Raw genomic sequence first — 17,224 nt, forward strand, 5'->3', positions numbered from 1 at the left:
CGCCTGAAGGAGACCCAGGCGGAGACGGCCCGGGAGGGCGGCGCGCGGCCTCGTACGCCGGCTGACCTGAGGGAAGCAGGGAAGGGCCCGTTGGTTTCCCCGTGAACCAACGGGCCCTTCACCGCACCGCGGCCGTCAGACCTTGAGGGGCTCGCCCTCGTCGTCCCGGGCCGCCGGGTCGGCGGGCGCCTGCGGCGTCTCGTCGTGCGTGAGGTCCGGCAGCCGGTTCAGCCACTTCGGCAGGTACCAGTTGCGCTCACCGAGCAGCGCCATCACCGCCGGCAGCAGCACGCCCCGGATGATCGTCGCGTCGATGAGGACCGCGGCCGCGAGGCCGACGCCCATCTGCTTCATCGACTGCATGGACAGCGTCCCGAAGATCGCGAACACGGCGACCATGATGACCGCGGCGCTGGTGACGACCCCGGCCGTGGTGACGACGCCGTGCCGGATCGCGTCCTTCGTCGCCAGGCCCCGCAGCCGCGCCTCCCGGATCCGGGAGACCACGAACACGTGGTAGTCCATCGACAGGCCGAACAGGATCACGAAGAGGAACAGCGGCAGCCAGGTGATGATCGCGCCGACGCCCTCCGCACCCACCAGGGACGCCCCCCAGCCGTGCTGGAAGACCGCGACGAGGATGCCGTACGCGGCGCCCACCGACAGCAGGTTCAGCACGATCGACGTGGCCGCGATGGTCAACGAGCGGAACGACAGCAGCATCAGCGCGAAGGCGAACACCACGACGAACGCGAACACCGGGACGACGGCGCCCGTCAGCTGGTCGTTGAAGTCCTTCGACCCGGCCACCTGCCCGGTGATCGGCGCCTCGACCCCGTCGACCTTGCCGAGCGTGGCCGGACGCACCTCGTCGCGCAGTGTGTCCAGGCTCTCGCCCGCCTTGTCCTGGTCCGAACCGCCGACCAGCGGGACGTAGACGAAGGCGACGTTCTGCGTGTCGTGCAGCTTGATCTCCACCGGGCCGCGCGAGGCGCCCGAACTGATCGCCCGCTCCCGGAAGTCGGCGAGCGCGGACTGCACCTCCGGCGCGTTGATGTCGTCCGCCCTGACGACCACCTCGGCCGGCTCGGAGCCACCCGGGAAGGCCTCGTTGACCCGGTTGTACGTCTGCACGATCGGCAGCGAGTCGCCGAACTCCTGGTCCAGCGTGAGGTTCTGGGTCTTCATGCCGACCGCGGGCGCCGCGATCGCCAGCAGTGCGCCGGCCGCCACGACGACCGAGACGACGGGCTTCGCGAGCACGCCCTTCAGCACGGCCGTCCAGAACCGGCTCTCCGGGTTGCCCCGCCCGCGCCGGCGCCGCAGCCTGCTCTCCGGGTGCAGGAAGGGGATCTTGCCCTTCTCGACCCCCTCACCCAGCAGCGACAGCAGTGCGGGCAGCACGGTCACCGACCCGGCCATGGCGACCGCCACGACCATCAGCGAGGCCAGTCCCATCGCCTCGAACTCGGCGAGTCCGGTGAACAGCATTCCCGCCATCGCCACGCACACCGTGACACCCGAGACGATGATCGCGTGACCACTGGTGGCCGCGGCCACCCGGAGCGCGGTCTTCGCGTCCCGGCCGGCCTGGCGCTCCTCGCGCTCGCGGCGCAGATAGAACAGGCAGTAGTCGACACCGACGGCCAGACCGACCAGCAGCATCACGGAGTTCGCGGCGTCGGTCATCGGCACCACGTGGCTGACGATGCCCATCAGGCCCATCGTCGCCACGATCGCGGTGATCGCCAGCAGCACCGGCAGCAGCGCCGCCACCACCGCGCCGAAGGCGATGAGCAGGATCCCGAGGGCCACCGGCACCGCGGAGTACTCGGCCTTCTGGAAGTCGTCACCGAAGGCGTCGTCGAACGTCTTCATCATGCTGGCGCCGCCGATCTCCTCGATCCGCAGCGACTCGTGCTCCTGCTGGACGCCCTCGACGGCCTTCAGTACCGGCTCGACCCGCTCGCCGGCGGTGTCCGGCTCGCCGCGCATGTCGAACTGCACGAGCGCGCTGCGCCCGTCCTTCGAGATCGTCTTCGCGTCGTAGGGCGAGGTCACGTCGGTGACCCGGCCGGTGCCCTCGACGGCCTCGACGACGGCGGTGACAGCGTCCCGGAACTCGGCGTCCGTCGCCTTGAGATCGCCGTCCCTGGCCTGGATCAGCACGGTCTCGCCGGCCGGCTCGTCGATCCCGGCGTCCTCGACTATGCGAGCGGCGGTGTGCGTCTCCCCCTTCAGCTGGTCGCTGTCCTTGACGTCGACCCGGCCGGCCGCCGAACCGAGCCCCATCGCCAGGACGACGAACAGCACCCAGATGCCGACGGCAGCCCATCGGTGCCGGGCGCTCCAGCCGCCGGCCCGGGCGGCCAGGCCCCGCACCCGCACTTCTTGGATCCCCATGACGGGCTTGCCCCCTCGTGATGCGACGGCGGCCCCCTGCCGCCCCCCTTCCTCTCGAAGGTAGGGGCCGTGTAAAGCCATCTCGTCGTGCTGCCCGGTGAACCGGCGGGGCCGGAACTCATCCACATGGACCGAGCTCCCTCCCCACTGGGGAGGACCCCAGAGGGCCGTGGTCCCCTACACCTATCGGGAGACATTCCGGGCTCCCCCGGGTGTGTGGATCTTGAGCAGGCGGTTGTGCCCCGGGATGACCGGTGAGTAATTTACGGGGCCGGGCAGCTGCCCGCGCGGCCGTCGTGCCCGCCCCCACGGGGCACGACGGCCGTCCTAGGATGAGCGGATGAGGACGACATACGCGGCCCTGCTGCGCGGGATCAACGTGGGCGGCAGCAGAAAGGTCCCGATGGCCGATCTGCGCACGCTCCTGACCGGCCTCGGCCACGACGACGTTCGCACGCATCTCCAGAGCGGCCAGGCGGTGTTCTCCTCCGGGCACGGTGACGAGGAGTCGCTGGCCGCCGAGATCGCGCACGCCATCGACCAGCACTTCGGCTTCGGCGTCGACGTGATCGTGCGCGACCACGCCTACCTCAGGGCGATTGCCGGCGCCTGCCCGTTCCCGGCCGCCGACCTGGAGCCCAGGCAACTCCACGTCACCTACTTCTCCGCACCCGTCGCCCCCGACCGCTTCGCGGAGATCGACCAAGCCGCCTGCCTCCCCGAGGAGTTCCGCCTCGGTGACCGCGCCCTGTACCTCTACGCCCCGAACGGCCTGGGCCGCTCCAAACTGGCCGAGCACCTGTCGAAGCCCCGCGTCAACAAGGGCGTGATCGCCACGACCCGCAACTGGAACACCGTGGTCAAGCTGGTGGAGATGACGGATGTCTGAGCGGAACCGGGACGTCGAGTCCGCCGTCGAGGGCGAACTGGCCCTGCTGGACCCGCAGACCTGCCGTTCGCCCGAGCGGGCCGGGGCACTGCTGCACCCCGACTTCCACGAGTTCGGCGCCTCCGGGCGGCACTGGGACCGGGACGGCATGATCGCCCTCCTGGCGACGACCACCGACGTGGCGGACCGGCCCGTCGTCGCCTCCGGGATGCGCGGCGTACAGCTGGCCCCGGACCTGGTCCAGGTCATCTACGACACGGAGTACGACGGCAGCCGCGCGCACCGCAGTTCGCTGTGGCGGCGGACGGACGGCCGGTGGCTGCTCTACTTCCACCAGGCGACGCCGTTCAGCGAGCCGGCAACGTGACCTGGTGGTCGCCCAGGTAGGGCGTGTACGAGGTGATCCCGGCCGGTACGGACAGGCGTGAACTCCCGCGCAGCCGCTGTCCGCCGCCCGCCGCGGCCGCGTCGGCCGCCCTGAGGTCGTCCTCGGTGAGCGGGGCCCGGCCGAGGAACTCGGGCCCCCAGCCGTCCCAGGGCAGCAGCTCGACGCCGTCCAGCGCGGCCAGATCACGCACCACGTTGCCCCACACGAACCACAACCCCCTCAGCCAGTGCACGCCGCTGAGCCCGAAGTCCATCGGATCCGCCCGCCCCGCCCGGCAGGCCCCCCAGGCGTCACCGGCCACCAGGAAGGCGTCCCGCGGCACGTCCATCGGGTCGAACGGCACGTCGTACCCGGAGTGGACCTGCGCGTCCGCCAGCCGCCAGCGGCCGTCCGGCGCCCGGTACTCCGTGACCCAGTGGTCCTCGTACCAGCCGTCGGCGAGATAGCCGGCGAAGCCGCAGCGCAGGCGTGCCGGTGTCCCCGTGGCGCGCAGCAGCGAGCACAGCAGAAGGGAGAAGTCCCGGCACGTCCCCACGAACCGCCCCCCGGGCGCCCGCTGTTCGGTGAGCGGGGTGTCCCCGCGCTCCCGCAGCAGGCGCAGCATCTCCCTGACGTAGCGGGACTCGGCGTCGTGGTGCAGCCGCTCCTCGGGGATGGAGCAGCCGAGGAGCCCGCCTTCGCCCCGGTGGATGATCAGCCCCCGTACCGTCGCCGCCAGCCGGCGCGGCTCGCGGGGCAGCCGGCTCGTGTCGAGGCCGCCGGGATCGCTGTACGGCGTCTGCTTCAGGTAGTCGTCCATGCCGGGACCCTCGGCCCTGCCCCAGGGGCAAGGTCCACCCGGTGGACGCGCGCGTGAACACCACCGCCGCCACCCCCGTACCTACGGTCGGACGGACGGCACGAGAACGGAGTCTCGCGAGCGGAATCGCACGGCGACCGACAGGAGCCCGGAGCCATGACCGACACGAACCTCGTCTACGCCTACGCGGTCCTGCGCCGCACCCCCGAGGCCACCGCGGCGACGGCACACCTGCGCGGTGTCGCCGGGGAGCCGATCCACCTGGTCGACCCGGCGACCACCGCCCCGCCCCTCGCCTTCGCCGTCGGCCACGTCCCGCCCGCCGACTACGGCGACGCTCCCCTCGAGGCCCACCTCGACGACCTGGACTGGCTGGAGGCCACGGTCCGCTCCCACCACGCCGTGGTGGCGGCCCTGGTCGCCTCCGGCGCGGCCGTCCTCCCGCTGCGCCTGGCCACCGTCTACCCCGACGAGGGCAGCGCCCGGCAGGCCCTCGACACCCGCCGCTACTACTTCCACTCCCTGCTGGACCGCCTCACCGGCCACGTCGAACTCGGTGTCAAGATCTACGCCACCCCGGACGTCGCCCCGCCCGAAGCCGACACCGGGACCACGCGGGACCCGGTCACGGGCCTGGGCGTCGGCCGCGCCTACCTGGCGATTCGCCGCCGCAGACACCGCAGGAACGAGGAGGCCTGGCGCAGGGTCGCCCAGGCAGCCGCCCGCCTCACCGAGACGGCCGGCACGCTCGCCGTCGACCGCGTCGCCCACGCCCCCGAACGCGGCAGCCTCGCGGGCTCCGCCTCCGGCACCAACGTGGGCAACGACGCGTATCTCGTCCCCGCCCACCGCGTCGACGACTTCCGTACGGGCATACTGGCCGCCGCCGCGGGCGTCCCCGGCCTCCGCGTGGAGGTCAGCGGCCCCTGGGCCCCGTACTCCTTCGCCCTCCAGCCGGAACCCGCGCCGTGACGACGGGCCCGGTCACGGGAGGTCACGGGAGCGGACGTCAGGCGCTCACGGCCGCCAGCGCCGGCATCCGTGCCGCCTCGTACCGCTCCAGCACCACCCGCGCCACCTCCGGCGCCGGGCCCAGGACGTCCGCCCGGACGTCCGCGTCCGCCGCGCCCCGGGCGATGCGGTCGGGGAGGAAGCCGGGGGCGAGGACGTAGGGGGCGACGGCGACCCGGGAGCAGCCGAGCCCACGGAGTTCCCGTACGGCGTCCTCCGTGCGGGGAAGGGACGCGGAGGCGAACGCAGGCCGCACGGCGCACCAGCCGGTGTGCCGCCACTCCCGCGCGATTGCTGCGATCACTGCGCTCGCCTCCGGGTCGGTGGACCCCGCCGAGGCCAGCACGACCCCGGTCGAGGACTTGTCGGCGGGGGACAGGCCCGCCTCGTACAGGCGCCGCTCCAGGGCTCTCAGCAGCAGGGGGGACGGGCCCAGGACCTCCGCCTGGCGGATGCGGAGCTGCGGGGGAGCCTCCGCGAGGACCGCCGGGATGTCCGCCTTCGCGTGGAAGGCCCGGGTCAGGAGGAGGGGGAGGGCCACGACGTCGCGGACCCTCTGCGTCGCCAGGGACTCCAGGACCCCCTGGACCGACGGCACGTTGAAGTCCAGGAAGCCGGTCTCCACGCGGACGTCGGGGCGCAGGGAGCGCACCCGGCGCACCAGGGCGTGCACCGTCGCGGCGTGCCGCGGGTCGCGGCTGCCGTGGGCGATGACGAGGAGAACAGGCTTGTTGATCATGGGATCACTTCACCAGCAGGCCGCGGCTGCGCAGCACCCACCGCTCCAGCGGGCTGAAGATGAGCAGGTCGATGGCGATGCCGACGATGAGGATGAGGAGGATGGCTTCGAAGACCATGGCCATGTCGCTGGCGTTGCGGCCGTTCTCCAGCAGCTGGCCGAGGCCGACGCCGAGGTCGGGGAAGGAGGCGATGATCTCGGCGGCCATCAGGGAGCGCCAGGAGAACGCCCAGCCCTGCTTCAGACCGGCGACGTAGCCGGGCAGGGCGGCCGGGAGCACGATGTGCCAGGTGTGCTTGAGGCCGGTCGCGCCGAGGGTGCGGCCCGCGCGGAGGAACAGCGGCGACACCTGGTCGACGCCCGAGACGAGGCCGTTGGCGATCGAGGGGACCGCGCCGAGCAGGATCACCGCGTACATCATCGAGTTGTTCAGGCCCAGCCAGATGACCGCCGGGGGGACCCAGGCGACCGAGGGCAGGGACTGGAGGCCGGACAGGATCGGGCCGAGGGCCGCGCGGACGAACTTCACGCGGGCCACGAGCAGGCCCAGGGGGGTGCCGATGATCAGGGCGAAGCAGAAGCCGAGCAGGCCGCGCGAGACGCTGGTCCAGATGTAGCCGAGCAGTTCGCCCTGGAGCCACGCGGTGTGGACGACGTCCCACACCGCCGACGGCGCGGGCAGCTTGGTGGGGTCGTCGACGATCTTGAAGGAGACCAGGGCCTGCCAGGCCGCCAGGACGAGGGCGACCGCGATGACGGGCGGCAGGATCTTCTCCACGAAGGTCTGCCGGAACGGCTTGCGGCGGGTCTGCACCGTCTCCAGCGCGTCCAGGCCGGCTTCCAGTCCGGCGAGATCGCTGCCGTCCTTGGCGGCGGTCGTCGAGTCAGTGCTGGCCATGACGGCGGATCTCCCCACGCAGTTGTTCGGTGATCTCGACGGACAGCTCCGCCACGGCGGTGTCCTCGATGCGGCGCGGGTGCTCGATGTCCACGGTCCACTCGCGGGCGATACGGCCCGGGCGGGAGGACAGCAGCACCACGCGCTGGGCGAGCCGGACGGCCTCGCGCACGTTGTGCGTGACGAACAGGACGGACAGCTGCGTCTCGCGCCAGATACGGGTCAGCTCGTCGTGCAGCACATCGCGGGTGATGGCGTCCAGCGCGGCGAACGGCTCGTCCATCAGCAGGAGCTTGCTCTCCTGGGCGAGCGCGCGGGCCATCGCCACGCGCTGGCGCATACCGCCGGACAGTTCGTGTACCCGCTTGCGGTGGGCGCCCCCCAGCCGGACGAGTTCGAGCAGTTCCTCGGCCCGCTCCCGGCGCTCCGCCTTCGGCACGCCCCGGAGCTTCAGGGCGAGTTCGATGTTCTTGCCCGCGGTCAGCCAGGGGAACAGGGCGTGTTCCTGGAACATCAGCGCGGGGCGGCCGTCGGTCGTGATGTCGCCGGCCGAGGGCCGGTCCAGGCCGGCCACCAGGTTGAGCAGGGTGGACTTGCCGCAGCCCGAGGCCCCGAGCAGGGTGACGAACTCGCCGGGGGCGACATCGAGGGTGATGTCGTCCAGGACGAGCTGCTGCCCGGCGGGGCCCGGGAACGACTTCGAGACATGGACGATCCGGGCGGCGTGGGTGGCCGTCTCGGTGCCGTCGGCGGCCTTGGCGAGGGTCGTGGCCATGGTCGTCACCTCCTGGGAACGGGTCGGGATGCGGGGCTTGAACGGTCGGGATGCGGGGCTTAACCGACGCCGAGGCCGGCGTCGTCGACCGTGGGCTCGCCCTCGGCCTTGAGGACCTTGTTCAGCGGCGCGAGGTCGTAGACGCCCGTCAGGTCCGGCTCCGCCAGCAGCCCGGCCTTTACGGCGTGTCCGGCCTGGGTGCCGAGGGTGGAGGCCAGCGGGTCGTCGGTGAACCGGATCGACTTCCACGCCGGGTCCAGCACATCGGCGGGCAGTGCCTTGCCTGCGTCCCGCGCCAGCTGCTGGTTGGCCGCCGCCTTCGCCTCACCGGGGTGGGCGTTGATCCACTTGTTGGTCTCGACCGAGCCCTTCAGCACCGCCTCGACGACCTTCGGGTGCTCCTTCAGGAACTCCTGGCGCACGACGATGTTCGTGATCACGAACTTCTCGTCCGGCCACAGCGACGCCTCGTCGAGGAGCACCTTGCCGCCCTCGGCGACCAGCTTCGACGCGACCGGCTCCGGCACCCAGGCGCCGTCGACGGAGCCGGACTTGTAGGCGTCCGGGGTGACCTTGTTGTCACTGCGGACGACCGTGACGTCACCCTTGCCGCTCTGCGGGTCGACCTTCCAGCCCTGCTCCGCGACCCAGTTCAGGAACGCCACGTCCTGGGTGTTGCCGAGCTGCGGGGTCGCGATCCGCTTGCCCTTGACGTCCTTCAACGACTTGATCTTGTCCGGGTTCACCACCAGCTTCACGCCGCCGGACGCCGAACCGCCGATGATCCGCAGGTTCTTCCCGTCCGCCTTGGTGTAGCCGTTGATGGCGGGGGACGGGCCGATCCAGCCGATGTCGAGGGAACCGGAGTTGAGTGCCTCGATCTCGGCCGGACCGGCGTTGAAGACCGCCGGCTGCACCCGCGTGGCGCCGAGAGCCTTCTGGAGGAAACCCTTCCGCACACCCACGAGCGCGGTGCCGTGGGTCAGGTTCCCGAAGTAACCGATCTTGACGCTGTCCAGGCCCTCGATCTTCTTCGCCCCGGCGGCGATCTCCGCCGCCCCGTCGTCCTTGGCCTGGGAGCCGTAGCCGCACGCGGCCAGCGTGAGCAGAGGCAGCGTGACCAGCACCGCGAACGCTCGGCGCAGAGCGGATGAAGCAGGCACGGGAGGTGGTCCTCTCGGAGGCCCGGCGGTCACGGTCTGTCAGGTCGTGGCCGGGGGGTCGGCAGGTTTTCGTCTACGGCGGCGGGAGGTGAGGGCGCGCGAGCGGTGCGCGTACGTCAGTACACACATCGCGCCACCCCGCCCTGCCCGCTGCCGAGAGCACCGCTGCCGACGCGGCCGCCCTCCTTCGCGAACATGGGGTAGAAGCCGGGGGAGGTCATGTCAGAAGTCCCACCCGTCGTCCTCGGACTCGTCCTTGACCGGCTCGGGGGCGGCGAAGGACTCGCCGACCATGCCCGCGGTCAGCGTCGTGCCGTCGTTGGGGTCGATCAGGATGAACGAGCCGGTGCGACGGGAGTCGGCGTAGGAGTCGACCGGCAGCGGCTCGGCGGTGCGGATCTTCACCCGGCCGATGTCGTTGGCCACGAGCCGTCCCGGGTGCGGGTGCAGGGACAGGTCGTCGAGCGTGAGCCGGGACGGGATGTCCTTGACGAGCGCCTTGACCGTGCGGGTGCCGTGCTTGAGCAGTACCCGGTGACCGATGGTCAGCGGGGCGTCGGCGACGTGGCAGACGGTCGCCTCGATGTCCTGCGTGGTCGCGGGCGCGTCCTTGCTCGGCACGATCAGGTCGCCGCGCGAGATGTCGATGTCGTCCTCCAGCAGGAGGGTCACCGACTGCGTCGTCCAGGCGACGTCGACCGGCTCGCCCAGCAGGTCGATGCCGGAGATCCGCGAGGCACGGCCCGACGGCAGCACCGTGACGGCCTCGCCGACGTGGAAGGAACCGGCCGCGATCTGACCGGCGTAGCCGCGGTAGTCGGGGTGGTCCGTGCTCTGCGGCCGGATCACGTACTGCACGGGCAGCCGGGCGTGGCAGTGGCTCAGGTCGTGGGCGACCGGGACCGTCTCCAGGTGCTCCAGCACGGTCGGGCCGCCGTACCAGTCCATGTTCGCGGAAGGCTCCACCACGTTGTCGCCGACGAGTGCGGAGATCGGGATCGCGGTGACCTCGGGGACGCCCAGCTCCGTCGCGTACGCCGTGAACTCCTCGGCGATGCGGGCGAAGACCTCCTCGTCGTAGCCGACGAGGTCCATCTTGTTGACCGCGAGGACCGCGTGCGGGACGCGCAGCAGGGCGGCGATGGCGGCGTGCCGGCGGGTCTGCTCGACGACGCCGTTGCGCGCGTCGACCAGGATGACCGTCAGCTCGGCCGTCGAGGCACCGGTGACCATGTTCCGCGTGTACTGCACGTGCCCGGGGGTGTCGGCGAGGATGAACCGCCGCCGGGGCGTGGCGAAGTAGCGGTAGGCCACGTCGATGGTGATGCCCTGCTCCCGCTCGGCCCGCAGGCCGTCCGTCAGCAGCGCGAGGTCCGGCGCCTCCTGGCCCCGGCTGGCGGACACCCGCTCCACGGCCTCCAGCTGGTCGGTGAGGACCGACTTGGAGTCGTGCAGCAGCCGGCCCACGAGGGTGGACTTGCCGTCGTCGACCGAACCGGCGGTGGCGAACCGCAGCAGGGTGGTCTCCGAGAGTTCCTCGGTCGTGATCGTGCTCATGTCTAGAAGTACCCCTCGCGCTTGCGGTCTTCCATCGCGGCCTCGGACAGCTTGTCGTCGGCGCGGGTGGCGCCGCGCTCGGTCAGCCGCGAGGCGGCGATCTCCACGATCACCTTCTCGATCGTGTCGGCGTCGGAGTCCACCGCGCCGGTGCAGGACATGTCACCCACGGTCCGGTAGCGCACCACGCGCTTCTCGACCCTCTCGCCGTCCTTCGCCCCGCCCCACTCGCCGGCGGTCAGCCACATGCCGCCGCGCTGGAACACCTCGCGCTCGTGCGCGTAGTAGATCTCCGGCAGTTCGATGCCCTCGCGGGCGATGTACTGCCACACGTCCAGCTCGGTCCAGTTGGACAGCGGGAACACGCGGACGTGCTCGCCGGGCGCGTGCCGGCCGTTGTACAGGTTCCACAGCTCGGGGCGCTGCCGGCGCGGGTCCCACTGGGAGAACTCGTCCCGCAGGGAGAACACCCGCTCCTTGGCCCGGGCCTTCTCCTCGTCGCGGCGCCCGCCGCCGAAGACGGCGTCGAACTTCTCCGCCTGGATCTTCTCGGTCAGCGGCAGCGTCTGCAGCGGGTTGCGGGTGCCGTCCGGGCGCTCCTTGAGCACACCCCGGTCGATGTAGTCCTGCACGGAGGCGACGTGCAGCCGCAGTCCGTGCCGGGCGACCGTGCGGTCGCGGTAGTCGAGGACCTCGGGGAAGTTGTGCCCGGTGTCCACGTGCAGCAGCGAGAACGGCACCGACGCCGGCCGGAACGCCTTGAGCGCCAGGTGCAGCATGACGATGGAGTCCTTGCCGCCGGAGAACAGGATCACCGGCCGCTCGAACTCACCCGCCACCTCGCGGAAGATGTGCACCGCCTCGGACTCGAGGGCGTCGAGGTGGGAGAGGGCGTACGGGCTGTCCGTGCCCTCCGAGACCGTGGCCACGGTGGTCGTCATGCCAGTCCCCTTTCGCTGAGCAGGGCGTACACCGACGCCGCGGACTCCTGCACGGTCTGGTTCTGCGACTCGATGCGCAGATCGGGCGACTCGGGCGCCTCGTACGGGTCGTCGACGCCGGTGAGCCCCGCGAGCTCGCCCGCGGCCTGCTTGGCGTACAGGCCCTTCACGTCCCGCTCGCTGCACACCTCGACCGGGGTCGCCACGTGGATCTCCACGTACGCGGTGCCGTTCGCCTGGTGCCGCTTGCGCACCGCCTCGCGGCTGTCCTGGTACGGCGCGATCACCGGGACCAGCGCCAGCACGCCGTTGCGGGCGAGCAGTTCGGCGACGAAGCCGATGCGCTGCACGTTGGTGTGCCGGTCCTCGCGGCTGAAGCCGAGGCCCGCCGAGATGAACTCGCGGATCTCGTCCCCGTCGAGCACCTCGACGCGGTGGCCCTGTTCGCGGAGCCGGCCGGCCAGCTCGTAGGCGATGGTGGTCTTGCCGGCGCTCGGCAGACCCGTGAGCCAGACGGTGGCTCCGGTCGTCACGTCAGTCTCCTGAATCGTCTGAGTCGTCTGAGTCTGAGGCGCCGTCATCCGTGCAGCCCGCACTCGGTCTTGCTGCGGCCCGCCCAGCGGCCGGCCCGCGCGTCCTCGCCCGCCAGGACCCGGCGGGTGCAGGGGGCGCAGCCGACGGAGGCGTAGCCGTCCGTCAGCAGCGGGTTCGTCAGCACGCCGTGCTCGGTGACGTAGGCGTCCACGTCGTCCTGGGTCCAGCGGGCGATCGGCGAGATCTTGACCTTCTGCCGCTTCTCGTCCCAGCCGACCACCGGGGTGTTCGCCCGGGTCGGGGACTCGTCGCGGCGCAGCCCGGTCGCCCAGGCCTGGTAGCCCTTCAGGCCCTCCTCCAGCGGCTGCACCTTGCGCAGCGCGCAGCACAGGTCGGGGTTGCGGTCGTGCAGCTTCGGGCCGTACTCGGCGTCCTGCTCGGCGACCGTCTGGCGCGGGGCGAGCGTGATGACGTTGACGTCCATCACGGCCTCGACCGCGTCGCGGGTGCCGATGGTCTCCTCGAAGTGGTAGCCGGTGTCGAGGAACACCACGTCGACCTTGGTGCCGCCGGGCATCGCGCGGGAGGCGAGGTGGGCGACCACCGCGTCCTCCATCGAGGCGGTCACGCAGAAGCGCTTGCCGAACGTCTCGGCCGCCCACGCCAGGATCTCCAGCGCGGAGGCGTCCTCCAGATCGCGACCCGCCTGCTCGGCGAGCGCCTTCAGATCCTCTGCCGTGCGCTCTTGCTGAACGGTCGTCATATCTGTGCCCCTCCGGAATCGGATCGCTTGGGTCCCCGGGCCAGCAGCCCCAGGAACTTCAGCTGAAAGGCCCGGCTGCACGCCGCGCATTCCCACGCGCCGTGCCCCTCCTCGCTCGGCCGCAGGTCCTCGTCCCCGCAGTACGGGCAGTAGAACGGGGCCATCCGCTCGCTCACGACAGGGCCTCCTCGTCGGCTCGCGCCGCCCAGGTGGCGAACCGCTCGCCGTCCTCGCGCTCCGCCTGGAACCGCTTCAGGACGCGCTCGATGTAGTCCGGCAGTTCCTCGGAGGTGACCTTCAGGCCGCGCACCTTGCGGCCGAAGCCGGCCTCCAGGCCCAGCGCGCCGCCCAGGTGCACCTGGTAGCCCTCGACCTGCTCGCCCTGGTCGTCGAGGACCAGCTGCCCCTTGAGACCGATGTCCGCGACCTGGATACGGGCGCAGGCGTTCGGGCAGCCGTTGAGGTTGATGGTGATCGGCTCTTCGAAGTCCGGCAGGCGGCGTTCCAGTTCGTCGATCAGCTGCGAGCCGCGCTGCTTGGTCTCGACGATGGCCAGCTTGCAGAACTCGATGCCGGTGCAGGCCATGGTGCCGCGCCGGAACGAGGACGGCCGGGCGGTCAGGTCGAGCGCCTCCAGGCCCTCGACGAGCGAGTCGACCCGGCCCTCCTCGACATCGAGGACGATCATCTTCTGCTCGACGGTGGTGCGCACCCGGCCCGAGCCGTGCGCCTCCGCGAGGTCGGCGATCTTCGTGAGCGTCGCGCCGTCGACGCGTCCCACGCGCGGGGCGAAGCCGACGTAGAACCGGCCGTCCTTCTGCCGGTGCACGCCGATGTGGTCGCGCCACTGCCGGGACGGCTGCTCCGGGGCGGGCCCGTCCACCAGCTTGCGCCCCAGGTACTCGTCCTCCAGCACCTGCCGGAACTTCTCCGCGCCCCAGTCGGCGACGAGGAACTTCAGCCTGGCGCGAGTGCGCAGCCGGCGGTAGCCGTAGTCGCGGAAGATCGAGATGACGCCCTCGTAGACGTCGGGTGCGTCGTCGATCGACACCCAGGTGCCCAGCCGCACGCCCAGCTTGGGGTTGGTGGACAGGCCGCCGCCGACCCACACGTCGAAGCCCGGGCCGTGCTCGGGGTGGCGGACGCCGACGAACGCCACGTCGTTGATCTCGTGCACCACGTCCAGCAGCGGCGAGCCCGAGATGGCCGTCTTGAACTTCCGGGGGAGGTTCGAGTACGCCGGGTTGTTCAGGACCCGGCGCTTCATCTCCTCCAGGGCCGGGGTGGCGTCGATGATCTCGTCCGCGGCGATGCCCGCCACGGGGGAGCCGATCATCACACGCGGGGTGTCGCCGCAGGCGGTGACGGTGGACAGGCCCACGCCCTCCAGCCGGTTCCAGATCTCGGGGACGTCCTCGATGCGGATCCAGTGGTACTGGACGTTCTGCCGGTCGGTGATGTCGGCGGTGCCGCGCGCGAACTCCTGCGAGATCTCGCCGATGACGCGCAGCTGCCGCGTGGTCAGCGCCCCGCCGTCGATGCGGACGCGCAGCATGAAGTACTCGTCGTCCAGCTCCTCCGGCTCCAGGACCGCCGTCTTGCCGCCGTCGATGCCGGGCTTGCGCTGGGTGTACAGACCCCACCAGCGCATCCGTCCGCGCAGGTCGTTCGGGTCGATCGAGTCGAAGCCCCGCTTGGAGTAGATCGTCTCAATGCGTGTCCGCACATTGAGACCGTCGTCGTCCTTCTTGAACTGCTCGTTGCCGTTCAGCGGGGTGTGGTGCCCCGCGGCCCACTGGCCCTCACCGCGGTGACGGCTCACCTTGCGGCGGGGAGTCGCGGCGGCAGGCTTCTGCGGGGTGGCGGCCATGGTTGATACGTCCTTCGGGACAGCAGTGGGTAGGGGTCGGCGCGTAGCGCTGTCATTGCGGGGTGGCGGTCGGGTGACGGGCGGGAGGCGGTGACCTGCGCGGGCGCGCGCATGGGCAACCTGCGCGTCATTGCGCGGGAGGGAAAAGAAGGGGGGAGTGTCGGGCGCGTGCTGAGTACGCTCAGTGCGCCGGACAGATGGCGCTGGACATGCGGCCGAGGTCGACGTGCCGTCGACTCACCAAGGCGATTCCAGTTCCAGACATGACGGAAGCGTGTCACGGCGATCTGGACACAGTCCAGCATTGTCCAAGATGCGGACACCCTTGTCTCGCTCTGTGAGACAAGGGTGTCCTTGGTCACATCGGGTCACCCCGAGGTGTCCGTCCAGGTCAGACGGGGAACGCCCCGGGCCACGGTCCCGGAGGGGCGACGTCCGCCTCCTCCTCGACCTTGGTGTCGAACAGCGTGAAGCCCCGCCGCTGGTAGTTGTCCATCGCGTGCGCGCCGTCCTTGCTGCAGGTGTGCAGCCAGACCCGCTTCGTCGGAGTCAGACCCGCCCACCGGTCGGCCAGGTCCCAGGCCCGGGCCGTGCCGTACGACAGCAGGTGCCCGCCGATGCGCCGGCCCCGGAAGGCGGGGAGCAGACCGAAGTAGACGATCTCCACGACCGCGTCGTCCTGCGCCTCCAGCTCCACGTACCCGGCGGGCGTGCCCCGGTCGTACGCCACCCACGTCTCCACGCCGGGCCGCTCCAGGTGCTCCCGCCAGCGGGCGTACGACCAGCTCAGCCGGTCCGTCCAGCGGATGTCGCCGCCCACCGAGGCGTACAGGAACCGGCTGAACTCGGGCGAGGGCACCTCGGAGCGCACCACTCGGACGTCCCCGACCGGCGCGGCGGCCGGCAGCAGGTCGGTCGGGGCGGTCTGCTCCAGGGACCAGGTGGTCACGGCGATGGTGGTCATGCGGGCTAGAAAATCATCTGGCCTACTCGTCTGTCGATCGGTCCAGTGCCCGGTCGACCGAGGCCAGCGGTAGCGCGAACAGCATCCGCCCCGACTGGGACCAGACCTCGCCGGTCTCCTCCCAGTACGACAGGGAGCCCGACGGGCCGCTCCAGCAGTGGCGGGTCCCGTCCGCGCCGCACTCCGTCGCCCGCGCGCCCTCGGTGTCCTGGCGCCACAGCGTCCCGTGCCCGCCCGGGCTGCCCGCCGCGCGGTCCAGGTACCAGCCCGAGCGGTACGCCAGCACGCCCCGGACGTCGGCCGTCTTCGTCTCGTACGCCTCGACCGGGTCCGCGCGCCCCGAGGAGCCGGTGGCGAGCAGGCCGGAGCGGGCCGGGTCCCGGCTCAGGGGGTAGCGCCACAGCCGGGTGCGCCGGTCACCGTCGGCGGGCACCCACTCGCTCGCGACCAGACTGTCGGGCGACGAACTGCGGTCCAGGGAGACGGCGGCCGGACGCGGCCCGTCGCCGCCGGGCAGGGTGTACGAGCCGACGGCGGGCAGAACGTACCGGGAGCCGTGCGCCGCCCAGCCGCCCCGCACCCGGCCGACCGCGCCGGAGTCGACGGTGGCGCGCTGGATGCGGTCCATATCGTACACGTACAGCGCGTCCCGGTCGCCCTCGCGGGTCGTCACCAGCAGCTTGTCCTGGTACCAGACCATGCCGGACAGCGGCGAGACCAGGCCCCGGTAGTCCCGCCCGCCGTCCACGGGGACGGCCAGCAGGGCCCAGGTGTAGCGGAGCCGGGCGGGGTCGTTCGCGTCGACGAAGGCGACCTTGGCCAGGCCCTGCTCGGGGGCCGGGCCGTCCATGGAGCCGCCCTCGGCGCCGCCGCGGGTCCAGCCGGAGAGGATCACGCGGTTCCCGCCCCAGCGGCCGTCGTCGTCCGCGTCACCCGAGGTGGTGACCGCGCCGGGCCGCCAGCCCCGGGTGTCGGCGCCGCCGAAGCAGTACGCGCGCGTGGCCGCCGGTTCGACCGGCAGGCTGTCCTTCTCGGCCGCCGAACAGCCGGCCGCGTTCCGCAGCCGGAGATCGGCGCCCTCCAGCACCGCGCCGACCCCGACGGGCCGGCCCATCTCCGACGCGAGCCGGTCCAGCCACTGCCCGGGCACCCGGTGCTCGGCCAGCGGCAGCCGCCCGGCCTCGGTCGACACACCGACCGGCTTCAGAGCCCCGGGCGCGTCGGCGACCGTGGCCTGCGAGGCGCTGATCAAAGTGGCGGCGGCGGTGAGTGCGAGAGCCGTCCCGGCCAGGGCCCCGCGCAGCGCCCTGCCCCGCCTGCGCCGGCGGTGTCTGCCGCGATGCTTCATAACGTACCTCCCGAGGCGGGCCAACTGCGCCTGGTGATCCATACGTTGACGGAGGAGCAGGTGGGGTGGCCCTACGGGGATGCTACGGCAGGTGGGCGGGGTGCGGGACGAAGAACCTGCAAATATGCCAAAGATGCCCCCCCGGGACGGCTCCGGCAGCACGCGGAGTGAACCTCAGGGCG

18 protein-coding genes are annotated in these 17,224 nt (G+C 71.6%); 3 read left to right on the forward strand and 15 right to left on the reverse strand.

Going from position 1 to position 17,224, the window contains the following annotated elements:
- Positions 1-135 precede the first annotated feature (135 nt).
- Positions 136-2,403, reverse strand: a complete 2,268-nt coding sequence (locus ACZ5TL_RS28675; RefSeq protein ID WP_468593385.1) for an MMPL family transporter — start codon at positions 2,401-2,403, stop codon at positions 136-138.
- 340 nt (positions 2,404-2,743) lie between these two features.
- On the opposite strand from ACZ5TL_RS28675, the gene ACZ5TL_RS28680 reads away from it, so the two are divergent.
- Together ACZ5TL_RS28680 and ACZ5TL_RS28685 are read left to right on the forward strand one after the other, a co-directional pair.
- On the forward strand, positions 2,744-3,292 hold the full coding sequence (locus ACZ5TL_RS28680) for a DUF1697 domain-containing protein (protein ID WP_468593387.1): 549 nt from the start codon (positions 2,744-2,746) through the stop codon (positions 3,290-3,292).
- On the forward strand, positions 3,285-3,659 hold the full coding sequence (locus tag ACZ5TL_RS28685) for a nuclear transport factor 2 family protein (protein ID WP_468593389.1): 375 nt from the start codon (positions 3,285-3,287) through the stop codon (positions 3,657-3,659). Before ACZ5TL_RS28680 ends, ACZ5TL_RS28685 begins: the two co-directional genes overlap by 8 nt.
- Here the strand turns inward: ACZ5TL_RS28685 and ACZ5TL_RS28690 are convergent.
- Positions 3,640-4,479, reverse strand: a complete 840-nt coding sequence (locus ACZ5TL_RS28690; protein ID WP_468593391.1) for a transglutaminase-like domain-containing protein — start codon at positions 4,477-4,479, stop codon at positions 3,640-3,642. The genes ACZ5TL_RS28685 and ACZ5TL_RS28690 overlap by 20 nt on opposite strands.
- Positions 4,480-4,635: 156 nt before the next feature.
- Between ACZ5TL_RS28690 and ACZ5TL_RS28695 the strand changes: the two genes are divergently transcribed.
- Positions 4,636-5,451, forward strand: coding sequence for a GvpL/GvpF family gas vesicle protein (locus ACZ5TL_RS28695; RefSeq protein WP_468593393.1), 816 nt, complete (start codon positions 4,636-4,638; stop codon positions 5,449-5,451).
- A 37-nt stretch (positions 5,452-5,488) separates the two neighbouring features.
- Here the strand turns inward: ACZ5TL_RS28695 and ACZ5TL_RS28700 are convergent, their stop codons facing one another.
- The 13 genes from ACZ5TL_RS28700 to ACZ5TL_RS28760 form a co-directional block, all read right to left on the reverse strand.
- The gene (locus ACZ5TL_RS28700; protein ID WP_468593394.1) at positions 5,489-6,229 is read right to left on the reverse strand and encodes a sirohydrochlorin chelatase; all 741 of its coding nucleotides are present in this window, start codon (positions 6,227-6,229) and stop codon (positions 5,489-5,491) included.
- Between the two features lie 4 nt (positions 6,230-6,233).
- A complete protein-coding gene (locus ACZ5TL_RS28705; protein WP_468593395.1) occupies positions 6,234-7,127 on the reverse strand; it encodes an ABC transporter permease in 894 nt (297 codons plus the stop codon).
- On the reverse strand, positions 7,114-7,902 hold the full coding sequence (locus ACZ5TL_RS28710) for an ABC transporter ATP-binding protein (protein ID WP_468593397.1): 789 nt from the start codon (positions 7,900-7,902) through the stop codon (positions 7,114-7,116). The genes ACZ5TL_RS28705 and ACZ5TL_RS28710 overlap by 14 nt, the downstream gene beginning before the upstream one ends.
- A 59-nt stretch (positions 7,903-7,961) precedes the next feature.
- Positions 7,962-9,065: an aliphatic sulfonate ABC transporter substrate-binding protein gene (locus ACZ5TL_RS28715; RefSeq protein ID WP_468593399.1), complete on the reverse strand. Its 1,104-nt coding sequence runs from the start codon at positions 9,063-9,065 to the stop codon at positions 7,962-7,964.
- A gap of 222 nt (positions 9,066-9,287) precedes the next feature.
- Entirely contained in the window at positions 9,288-10,622 is a 1,335-nt protein-coding gene (locus ACZ5TL_RS28720; protein ID WP_468593401.1) for a sulfate adenylyltransferase subunit 1, read from the reverse strand.
- 2 nt (positions 10,623-10,624) lie between these two features.
- Positions 10,625-11,563 carry a sulfate adenylyltransferase subunit CysD gene (cysD, locus tag ACZ5TL_RS28725; RefSeq protein ID WP_468593403.1) on the reverse strand — a complete coding sequence of 313 codons (939 nt, stop codon included), beginning with the start codon at positions 11,561-11,563 and terminating at the stop codon, positions 10,625-10,627.
- On the reverse strand, positions 11,560-12,096 hold the full coding sequence (gene cysC / locus ACZ5TL_RS28730; RefSeq protein ID WP_468593404.1) for an adenylyl-sulfate kinase: 537 nt from the start codon (positions 12,094-12,096) through the stop codon (positions 11,560-11,562). Before cysC ends, cysD begins: the two co-directional genes overlap by 4 nt.
- 44 nt (positions 12,097-12,140) lie before the next feature.
- Positions 12,141-12,860 carry a phosphoadenylyl-sulfate reductase gene (locus ACZ5TL_RS28735; protein ID WP_468593406.1) on the reverse strand — a complete coding sequence of 240 codons (720 nt, stop codon included), beginning with the start codon at positions 12,858-12,860 and terminating at the stop codon, positions 12,141-12,143.
- A complete protein-coding gene (locus ACZ5TL_RS28740; RefSeq protein WP_468593408.1) occupies positions 12,857-13,036 on the reverse strand; it encodes a hypothetical protein in 180 nt (59 codons plus the stop codon). Before ACZ5TL_RS28740 ends, ACZ5TL_RS28735 begins: the two co-directional genes overlap by 4 nt.
- Positions 13,033-14,730, reverse strand: coding sequence for a nitrite/sulfite reductase (locus tag ACZ5TL_RS28745; protein WP_468593410.1), 1,698 nt, complete (start codon positions 14,728-14,730; stop codon positions 13,033-13,035). The genes ACZ5TL_RS28740 and ACZ5TL_RS28745 overlap by 4 nt, the downstream gene beginning before the upstream one ends.
- Before the next feature lie 181 nt (positions 14,731-14,911).
- Positions 14,912-14,995 (reverse strand): putative leader peptide, encoded by an 84-nt coding sequence (locus tag ACZ5TL_RS28750; RefSeq protein ID WP_311241247.1) that lies wholly within the window; start codon positions 14,993-14,995, stop codon positions 14,912-14,914.
- 126 nt (positions 14,996-15,121) lie between these two features.
- A complete protein-coding gene (locus ACZ5TL_RS28755) occupies positions 15,122-15,694 on the reverse strand; it encodes a GNAT family N-acetyltransferase (protein ID WP_468593412.1) in 573 nt (190 codons plus the stop codon).
- A gap of 22 nt (positions 15,695-15,716) precedes the next feature.
- Entirely contained in the window at positions 15,717-17,042 is a 1,326-nt protein-coding gene (locus tag ACZ5TL_RS28760; RefSeq protein ID WP_468593413.1) for a hypothetical protein, read from the reverse strand.
- Between the last annotated feature and the right edge of the window lie 182 nt (positions 17,043-17,224).

It is taken from the genome of Streptomyces sp. NPDC033136 (assembly GCF_055578235.1).